The sequence below is a fragment of the Parashewanella sp. 2210YD4-3 genome, assembly GCF_056591735.1.
The window spans coordinates 23,902-33,012 of the sequence record NZ_JBWQOG010000019.1; the positions used below are offsets into that span (position 1 = coordinate 23,902).

Sequence of the window (9,111 nt, forward strand, 5' to 3'; positions counted from 1 at the left end):
GACAGTTCTGAGACAGATTTTTTCACATTTTCACCACTGTCTTTATAACGTATTTTATAATGTTTATGCCCCCGTTGCTGTTTAGCTCAAACTCTAGCAAAGTACATCATCACCATCAGATCTCTTTATCTACTCACCAATTGTCAGTATATTGTCAATCTAATAATTTAGACGAACTTTATTACCCTCTGTGTTCAGAGGCTGCTATAATGCGCCTAAATTTCCTTTTGTTGTCCCCATGGAAAAGTAAATATGGAATATTTTCTTTCTTTTGTTGCCTCTTTTGCTCTTACGGTTATTGCCATTACGGCGTTAAAACCGATCTCCCAACGCTTTGGACTTGTCGATGCGCCTAATGCGCGTAAATTGCACGTTGGACAAATTCCACTCATTGGTGGGGTTGCCATTTTCTTAGGGGTTTTATTGGTATCCAGTTTAGAAATGCCAGTGGATCAATCGTTCAATCTCTATCTCATCTCTGCGGCGTTTATTCTATTTTTGGGGGTACTGGATGACAAATATGATCTGTCTGTTCGTGTGCGCATTGTTGCCCAAGTGCTGATTGCGTGTATTTTGATTTTTGGTGCGCATTTATATTTGTCCACATTAGGGCATATTTTTCACTTCTATGAATTCAAACTGGGTTATATGGGCATGCTCGTCACGGTCTTTGCTGTGATTGGTGCGATTAATGCGTTTAACATGGTTGATGGAATTGATGGTCTGGCGGGGACGCTAAGCCTCGTTACCTTTGTTTCGTTGACCTTTTTGATGTATTGCGCAGGTAATGAATGGTTTATGTTGGCCTTTTTGTTTATCCCGGCCATTTTAGCGTATCTTTCTTTTAACCTCCGTTGGCCATTTAAAGGCGTCACCAAAATTTTCATGGGTGATGCCGGCAGCATGTTGATAGGCTTAACTGTTGTGTGGTTATTAGTGATTGGCGTTGAGTCGTCACAAAAAGCATTTTCTCCCGTCACCGCCTTATATTTAATTGCCATCCCTCTAATGGATATGACGGCAATCATGTATCGAAGAGTAAAAAAAGGGCAATCCCCTTTTAAGCCCGATCGTGATCATTTACATCATATTTTTGAACGCGCAGGTTATACCCGTAGACAAACGTTAATTGTTATTGGGTTAAGTGCTGTAGTCCTTGCAGCCATTGGCATCGCTGGTGAAGTACTTTCTGTGCCTGAATGGATAATGTTTGCTGTCTTCATGAGTATTTTCGCCGTTTATAATTGGGCATTATTGCGTATTTGGCAGGTCTTACGTTGGATCCGAAAAAACTAAAAAATATTCCATACAACAGACATTCATCACTGCGGTTTATAAGGAGTACTTCATCACAAAAGTCATTTATCTTCACTCAATTCTGGTAGAAGCTAAACAGTTAATTGTGGGTATGCAAAGCCCACAAAACTCATAAACTATGAACAGAAATCTACGATTGGTTCATAAGACAAGAGTTAAGGAAATTAAAATCGTTTAATGCTTCCGCTTATATCTCAGTTAACCTACAGCAGTATTTCACTGGCATTTTTGTTTTTAAGGGCAGTTACATGAAAGCAGTAATACCCGTTGCAGGCCTAGGTACACGTATGTTGCCTGCAACGAAAGCGATCCCAAAAGAAATGTTACCGTTAGTCGATAAGCCACTGAACCAGTATATCGTTAACGAATGTGTGGCTGCGGGGGGTTAAAGAAATTGTGTTAGTAACACATTCGAGTAAAAACGCCATTGAAAATCATTTTGATACGTCTTACGAGCTTGAGTCCACGCTTGAAAAGCGCGTTAAACGTCAGTTGCTAGAAGAAATTCGCTCTATTTGCCCAAAAGATGTGACTATTATGCATGTTCGTCAAGGTGAGGCTAAAGGGCTTGGACATGCTGTATTGTGTGCAAAACCATGTATTGGTGATAATCCATTTATGGTAGTTCTTCCTGATGTGATCCTTGATGAGTATACTGCTAATCAATCCACAGATAATCTGGCTGCAATGAAGGCTCGTTTTAAAGATACTAACGCAAGCCAGATTATGGTAGCTCCCGTACCTGAAAGTGAAGTAAATAAGTACGGTATTGCTGATTGTGATGGGCGGGTTTATGTGAAGGTGAATCAGCAAAAATCAATAGCATGGTAGAAAAACCTGCTGTTGAAGAAACACCTTCAAACTTAGCGGTTGTTGGGCGTTATGTATTATCGGCTAATATCTGGTCTCTGCTTGAGAAAACACCAGTCGGTGCTGGCAATGAAATCCAGCTAACGGATGCTATTGATATGCTAATTGAGCAAGAAACCGTCGAAGCTTTCCATATGTCAGGAAAATCACACGATTGTGGTGATAAGCTAGGTTACGCATTGGCCTTCGCTGAGTATGCTTTGAATGATGAAAAGCTGGGTGAAAAGTTTAGAGAAGCTCTTAAGGCTATGATTTAGAGCTAACCATATGTGAAGAGTGATGGACCGTTGGTTTTGAGATTATCGTAGAATCTACCTATGGTAAAGCTCTGAAAGCATAAAGGCACTGGATGCTCGACCTTTCGGGTATGACATTCTAGCTATTATTTAGATAAGTATTTGAGGTTCTTTTGAAGATTTTAGTGACAGGTGGTACTGGGTATATTGGTAGCCACACTTGTATTCAAATGATTGAAGCAGGCATTACGCCTATTATTTTGGATAACTTATATAACAGTAAAAAGCTTGTACTTGATCGTATTAGAGAAGTATCAGGTGTTAAACCTGAGTTTTATCAAGGTGATATTCGTGACAGTTTGATTTTAACTAAGATCTTTACTGAGCATGATATTTCAGGTGTGATTCATTTTGCAGGTCTAAAGGCTGTCGGTGAATCGGTTGAAAAGCCTCTGATGTATTACGATAACAATGTATCGGGTACGTTGAATCTCGTTGAGGCCATGGATAAAGCTGGGGTTAAGCAGTTAGTGTTCAGTTCTTCAGCTACTGTTTATGGTGATCCAGCCTCTGTTCCAATCCGTGAAAACTTTCCTACTTCGGCTACCAACCCTTATGGTCGCAGCAAGCTGATGGTCGAAGAATGCTTAACGGATTTTCAAAAGGCGACCTCTGATTGGAGTATTACGTTACTTCGATACTTTAATCCTGTTGGTGCTCATAAATCGGGTTTGTTGGGAGAAGACCCGCAAGGTATTCCTAATAACCTTCTACCTTTTGTTGCCCAAGTTGCAGTCGGACGCCGTGAAAAATTAGGCGTCTTTGGTGATGATTATCCAACACCAGATGGCACAGGTGTTCGTGACTATATTCATGTTGTTGATCTTGCAGATGGACATATTGCTGCGGTAAATAAGGTGGGTAAACTATCAGGTTTGCACATTTTCAATTTAGGTACAGGTCAAGGTCAAAGTGTACTTGAAATGGTCGTCGCTTTTGAAAAGGCTTCAAACAAGCCAGTACCTTATCAAGTATTACCAAGACGCGCCGGTGATATTGCTGAATGTTGGGCCGATTCGAGCCATGCTGAAGAAGTTCTTGGGTGGAAAGCTGAACACACTTTAGATGAAATGGTTGAAGATACTTGGCGTTGGCAGTCAATGAACCCTAATGGATATGAATGATTTGACCTTCAATTAAATCTTGTGTGTAATAAGTAATTACATTTATTTCATATAGGTGAATTATGGATGTGATTCATCATGGCGCTAAGGATGGCGTTACTGGCTCATGTCATGAGTTAGTTCTCGACTCTTCATGTTCAGTGTTAATTGATTGCGGCTTATTTCAAGGGAATGAAAGCCGTGATTTAACAATTGAGTTTGATGTCTCTAAAATTAAAGCCTTGATTGTGACTCATTGTCATGTGGATCACATTGGTCGCATTCCTTGGTTATTGGCTGCTGGTTTTCGTGGCCCTGTATATTGCACTCAAGCTAGTGCGGCTTTATTGCCGATAGTACTTGAAGATGCGTTAAAAGTTCATTTCTCTTCCCGTCGTATGTTTGATGCGATTGAGCCTCTTCTTAGTAATCAAATCGTATCTGTTGATTATGATGTTCAGCAAGTTATTCCTTTAAATTCAGATCTTCCTTTTTCTATTCGCTTTCAACAGGTTGGGCATATTCTAGGTTCTGCTTATGTTGAATGCTTCCTTCCTAATGGTGAAGTGGGTGTGTTTAGTGGTGATTTAGGTCCTTCGAATACACCGTTACTACCAGATCCTATACCTCCCCAATTTGCTGACTGGTTAGTGATTGAAAGCACTTATGGCCGTAAAGTGCATGAAGATATTGCTTCGCGTCGTTTGCGCTTAAAGCAGGTTTTAGAAAAGTCATTGCAAGATGGTGGTGCTATTTTAATTCCCGCTTTTAGCATCGGTCGAACCCAAGAATTATTATTTGATTTAGAGCAATTGATATATGAGCTGCCAAAAAGTGAAGTTGCTCGTATTCCAGTGGTGCTGGATTCACCATTAGCCAATAAATTTACTGAAAGTTATCGAGAGTTTAGGTCGCTTTGGAGTAAAGAGGCTAAAGAGAAAATTATCAATGGTCGGCATCCATTGGATTTTGAACAGTTAGTAACTATTAACTCACATAAAAAGCATCTCGCTTTAGTTAATCGTATTAAACATTCGGCAGAACCAGTGATTGTAATTGCTGCAAGTGGAATGTTAACCGGTGGTCGAATTGTCGACTATATGGAAGCATTGTTAGCTGATGAACGTACAGATGTGTTATTGGTTGGATATCAAGCAAAAGGCACACCGGGTAGAGACTTGTTTAAAGGGCGTTCGATTGTTGAGTTTAATGATGAGTCTGTTGAAGTTAAAGCTCAAATTCACAAGTTGAATGGTTATTCTGCTCATGCGGATGCCAATGAATTAGTCAGCTTTGCCGCTGGTATTAATGGCCTTAAGAGAATTCGATTGATTCACGGAGAGCCTAAATCGCAGTATGCGTTGCGGGATAAATTAACCGAAATGCTGAGTGGTGTCGAAATTGAATTGGCTTGTGAAGATTAATGATTTACTTTTTTGTCCATAGGAAAAAGCTAGAAATAAGTCTCGGACAAGACGTTATAGCCTGATTGTTTGATCTGTCAATTTTTTAACATGCTTAGCAGTTCAAAATTCAATTTCGTGGTAGCACTGTTTTATGCTGAATTTAAAAGAATCAGGTAAGAGTTGCCAGTCGTAAGCTTGAACTATGATTGGGATTGTTGAGTCTTCAAGTTTTTCTCGAAATTCTACAATATCATTAATTTCACCCACTGGAGTGATTACGGCTAAATCTAGGTCGCTACCATCGTACGATGTACCTTTTACTCTACTTCCGTATGCCCAAAGTTTAGTACCTTCTACCAAATATTCTTTTGCTATTTTTTGAATCTGGGTTATGTCTTTTTCTCTAATATCAATCATATTCTTGTTCTGATAGTACTTGAGTTAACTTGCTTGCATCTTGAATGAAAGGCATTAGTAGCTTTAATGTGTTGTCAGCAAAACCTTTTCCGTAATCATGGGCTGTTTGATTGCGATTGTCTCTGTATTCTAACCAACGTTCCACCTCTTCTGTAGTCAATAGACCAAATTGTGCTGCTTTTCTGAAAGTATCTTTAAATGTGAGTGTCTTAGCTGCTTTCGCTGAGTGCATGTACGGGATTAAGGCTTGCTTTAGTAGTTTTCCAACTTGCTCAAGCACAATTTCAAACTCTTTGACACTGGCTGCTCTATAAATGTCATATTCAATCGTTGCTTGGTCAAGTTGTTCAAGCTTTTTCTTCGCTTCAAGAAGTGTCTGAATGCATCGTGTTAAGTAGCTTGTGTCGATAGGCACTTTGATTCCCATTAAGTTTCCATTACAGATTAAAGTATACTTTTGATGATTTAGGTTGTAAAACTTTGAGAGCAGCACCTAATATGTAGTGCATGCTGTTTTTGTAAGTCAACAAATGATTGGTATAAAGTTAGTGGTTGCTTTGCATCCAATATTCACGATAGCGACCATAAGATTTTATGAAATATTATGCATTCGCTGACGTTTATTTTCAGTATTATGCACGCACAGTGAAAACTGAAATATCATTGTAGTAAAAATGGTTAATACTTGAGTTTATAAAGGAATATAGCTTAATGAGTGACCATGAAAATTTGCGTTGTTGGGATCGGCTATGTCGGGCTTTCTAATGCTGTTTTGTTAGCACAACATAATGAGGTGATAGCTTTAGATATAGATAAATCTAAAGTCGATATGCTGAATCTGAAAATATCTCCTGTTTCAGATCAAGAAATCGAGTTTTTTCTAAATTCTAAGTCGTTGAGTTTAACTGCAACAGAAAGTGAGCAAGAAGCCTTTGATGGCGTAGAACTGGTTATTATTGCTACGCCAACAGATTATGATCCTGACACCAACTATTTCAATACCAGTTCGGTTGAATCTGTTATCAAGTCACTGTTGCTTGTCAATCCAAACGCCTTAATCGTTATCAAATCTACCGTTCCCGTAGGGTATACAGCGCGAATAAAGCATGAGTTTAATATTGAGAATATTCTTTTTTCACCAGAATTTTTGCGTGAGGGTAAAGCGCTCTACGATAATCTACATCCTTCAAGGATCATTATTGGTGAGAACTCTGAGCGGGCAAGAGGCTTTGCACAATTGTTGACTCAGGGAGCTGAGAAGAAAAATATCCCGATACTTTTCACTAACTCAACTGAGGCAGAGGCGGTTAAGCTATTTTCGAATACTTATTTAGCTATGCGTGTGTCGTATTTTAATGAGTTAGATTCGTATGCTGAAGCTCATGGCTTGGATAGCCGACAGATAATTGAGGGGGTTGGATTAGATCCTCGTATTGGCTCACATTATAACAACCCTTCTTTTGGCTATGGCGGATACTGTTTACCAAAAGACACCAAACAACTATTGGCAAATTATAAAGACGTACCCAATAACATTATTGGTGCAATTGTCGATGCTAATAATACTCGAAAAGATTTCATCGCAGAGTCGATTATTAATAGAAGCCCAAAAAGAGTAGGAATTTATCGGCTGATCATGAAAACAGGTTCTGATAATTATCGGGCGTCTTCAGTGCAAGGAATTATGAAACGACTTAAAGCCAAAGGCATAGAGATTGTTGTCTATGAGCCTGTTCTTGAGGAATCTCACTTTTTTAATTCAGAAGTCATTAAAGAGCTTGAAGTATTTAAGCAAGAATGTGATGTAATCGTTGCCAATCGAATGGTTGATGACATTCGTGATGTTGAAAACAAGGTTTACACCAGAGATTTATTTGGAGCTGATTAGAAATAATCCACGTTAAATCTTTTGTTCTTGATATCCCCATGAAAATTGCACCTCAATTCTCTCAGGTATAGAATAACGCCACTTTATTCAATATAGATTTCAAGGTAAGTGTCCATTATGACAGTTAAGACACGTTTTGCGCCAAGTCCTACTGGTTTTCTTCATGTAGGTGGTGCTCGTACTGCATTATATTCTTGGTTATATGCCAAAGCTAACAATGGTGAATTTGTGCTTCGTATCGAAGATACCGATATAGAGCGTTCAACCCAAGAAGCTTGTGATGCCATTTTGTTAGGAATGGATTGGTTAGGCTTGAACTGGGACGAAGGACCACATTACCAAACCAAGCGCTTTGACCGTTATAACGAAGTGATTGCACAAATGTTAGAAGAGGGCACTGCATATAAATGTTATTGCTCTCGCGAACGTGTTGAGAAGTTAAGAGAAGAGCAAGCAGAGAAAGGTGAACGTCAAGGCTATGATGGCCATTGCCGTGATCATGCTCCTCGTGACACTGATGAAGAGTATGTTATTCGCTTCAAAAACCCTCAATCAGGAAGTGTAGTCTTTGATGATCATGTTCGTGGTCGTATTGAAATCTCAAACGAAGAGCTAGACGATTTTATTATCGCTCGTAGTGACGGTACTCCAACTTATAACTTCTGCGTTGTTGTAGATGATTGGGATATGGGCATTACTTGTGTTGTTCGTGGTGAAGACCATATCAACAATACGCCTAAGCAAATTAATGTATTGAAAGCGTTAAATGCTCCAATTCCTGAATACGCTCATGTTGCCATGATTTTAGGTGATGACGGTGCCAAGCTATCTAAGCGTCACGGCGCAGTGAGTGTGATGCAATACCGTGATGATGGTTATTTGCCTGAAGCTCTGTTGAACTACCTTGTGCGCTTGGGCTGGTCTCATGGCGATCAGGAAGTGTTTTCAATGGATGAAATGAAAGAGTTATTTTCTTTAGATGCCATAAATAAAGCGGCTTCGGCCTTTAACACTGAAAAATTAATATGGTTGAACCAACACTATATTAAATCGTTGCCTGCTGAATATGTTGCTGAGCATTTAATGTGGCACATGATGGATCAAAATATTGATATGTCGAACGGCCCTGAGTTGTCTCAAGTGGTTACTGCATTATCTGAACGTGCGAAGACATTAAAAGAGCTTGCAGCTTCTAGTCGTTATTTTTATGAGGATTATGAAGCTTTTGATGAAGCCGCAGCGAAAAAACATTTGCGTGGTGTTGCAATGGAGCCATTGAAACTTGTTCAAGAAAAAGTCGCTGCTCTAGCAGAGTGGACACCAGAAGCCATTCACCAAGCAATTCAAGATACCGCTGCTGAACTCGAAGTAGGTATGGGTAAAGTAGGCATGCCATTGCGTGTAGCCGTGACTGGGGCAGGGCAGTCGCCTTCTTTAGACACGACTTTATACCTGATTGGTAAAGAACGTTGTGCTCAAAGAATCGAGAAAGCGGTTGAATTTATAGCAAACAGGCTTAATTCCTAAAAAACGTGTTGACACATTTGGGTACGCTGCATAGAATGCGCCTCGCAGTTGAGACACAGGGTGACCTAAGTCGCAGAGTACTCAAATGTAATTAAGAATTTCGGGGCTATAGCTCAGCTGGGAGAGCGCTTGCATGGCATGCAAGAGGTCGACGGTTCGATCCCGTCTAGCTCCACCAAATTCTTAAATGTTTGTCCTAATGCCTAGCATGAAAGATAAACGCTAAGTCCTATTGTGTCCCATTCGTCTAGAGGCCTAGGACACCGCCCTTTCACGGCGGTAACAGG

The 9,111-nt window shown here is 39.9% G+C and carries 7 protein-coding genes, 1 tRNA gene and 1 pseudogene; 7 read left to right on the plus strand and 2 right to left on the minus strand.

Annotated features, from left to right (window positions below):
- The first annotated feature begins 252 nt into the window (after positions 1-252).
- From wecA to AC1EU0_RS18900, 4 genes and pseudogenes are all read left to right on the plus strand, one after another.
- The gene (gene wecA / locus AC1EU0_RS18885) at positions 253-1,296 is read left to right on the plus strand and encodes a UDP-N-acetylglucosamine--undecaprenyl-phosphate N-acetylglucosaminephosphotransferase (protein WP_480304325.1); all 1,044 of its coding nucleotides are present in this window, start codon (positions 253-255) and stop codon (positions 1,294-1,296) included.
- Between the two features lie 269 nt (positions 1,297-1,565).
- Positions 1,566-2,444, plus strand: a pseudogene (galU, locus tag AC1EU0_RS18890) (UTP--glucose-1-phosphate uridylyltransferase GalU).
- Between the two features lie 152 nt (positions 2,445-2,596).
- Positions 2,597-3,607: a UDP-glucose 4-epimerase GalE gene (gene galE, locus AC1EU0_RS18895; RefSeq protein WP_480304326.1), complete on the plus strand. Its 1,011-nt coding sequence runs from the start codon at positions 2,597-2,599 to the stop codon at positions 3,605-3,607.
- 62 nt (positions 3,608-3,669) lie between these two features.
- Entirely contained in the window at positions 3,670-5,010 is a 1,341-nt protein-coding gene (locus AC1EU0_RS18900; RefSeq protein ID WP_480304327.1) for an MBL fold metallo-hydrolase RNA specificity domain-containing protein, read from the plus strand.
- 102 nt (positions 5,011-5,112) lie between these two features.
- Here AC1EU0_RS18900 and AC1EU0_RS18905 read toward each other — a convergent pair whose 3' ends face one another.
- Complete coding sequence (locus tag AC1EU0_RS18905; protein ID WP_480304328.1) at positions 5,113-5,409, minus strand: nucleotidyltransferase family protein; 297 nt, start codon at positions 5,407-5,409, stop codon at positions 5,113-5,115.
- A complete protein-coding gene (locus AC1EU0_RS18910) occupies positions 5,402-5,836 on the minus strand; it encodes a nucleotidyltransferase substrate binding protein (protein ID WP_480304329.1) in 435 nt (144 codons plus the stop codon). Before AC1EU0_RS18910 ends, AC1EU0_RS18905 begins: the two co-directional genes overlap by 8 nt.
- A gap of 294 nt (positions 5,837-6,130) precedes the next feature.
- Here AC1EU0_RS18910 and AC1EU0_RS18915 point away from each other — a divergent pair, with 294 nt between their 5' ends.
- From AC1EU0_RS18915 to AC1EU0_RS18925, 3 genes are all read left to right on the plus strand, one after another.
- Positions 6,131-7,297 carry a nucleotide sugar dehydrogenase gene (locus AC1EU0_RS18915; protein WP_480304330.1) on the plus strand — a complete coding sequence of 389 codons (1,167 nt, stop codon included), beginning with the start codon at positions 6,131-6,133 and terminating at the stop codon, positions 7,295-7,297.
- A gap of 117 nt (positions 7,298-7,414) precedes the next feature.
- Positions 7,415-8,824, plus strand: coding sequence for a glutamate--tRNA ligase (gene gltX, locus AC1EU0_RS18920; protein WP_480304331.1), 1,410 nt, complete (start codon positions 7,415-7,417; stop codon positions 8,822-8,824).
- A 102-nt stretch (positions 8,825-8,926) separates the two neighbouring features.
- Positions 8,927-9,002, plus strand: a tRNA-Ala gene (locus tag AC1EU0_RS18925).
- Positions 9,003-9,111: the final 109 nt, after the last annotated feature.

What these genes read in the sequence shown, in the direction of transcription:
- wecA (WP_480304325.1), top strand. Translation starts at nt 253, where the DNA reads ATGGAATATTTTCTTTCTTTTGTTGCCTCTTTTGCTCTTACGGTTATT.
- AC1EU0_RS18900 (WP_480304327.1), top strand. Translation starts at nt 3,670, where the DNA reads ATGGATGTGATTCATCATGGCGCTAAGGATGGCGTTACTGGCTCATGT.
- AC1EU0_RS18905 (WP_480304328.1), bottom strand. Translation starts at nt 5,409, where the DNA reads ATGATTGATATTAGAGAAAAAGACATAACCCAGATTCAAAAAATAGCA.
- AC1EU0_RS18910 (WP_480304329.1), bottom strand. Translation starts at nt 5,836, where the DNA reads ATGGGAATCAAAGTGCCTATCGACACAAGCTACTTAACACGATGCATT.
- AC1EU0_RS18915 (WP_480304330.1), top strand. Translation starts at nt 6,131, where the DNA reads ATGAAAATTTGCGTTGTTGGGATCGGCTATGTCGGGCTTTCTAATGCT.
- gltX (WP_480304331.1), top strand. Translation starts at nt 7,415, where the DNA reads ATGACAGTTAAGACACGTTTTGCGCCAAGTCCTACTGGTTTTCTTCAT.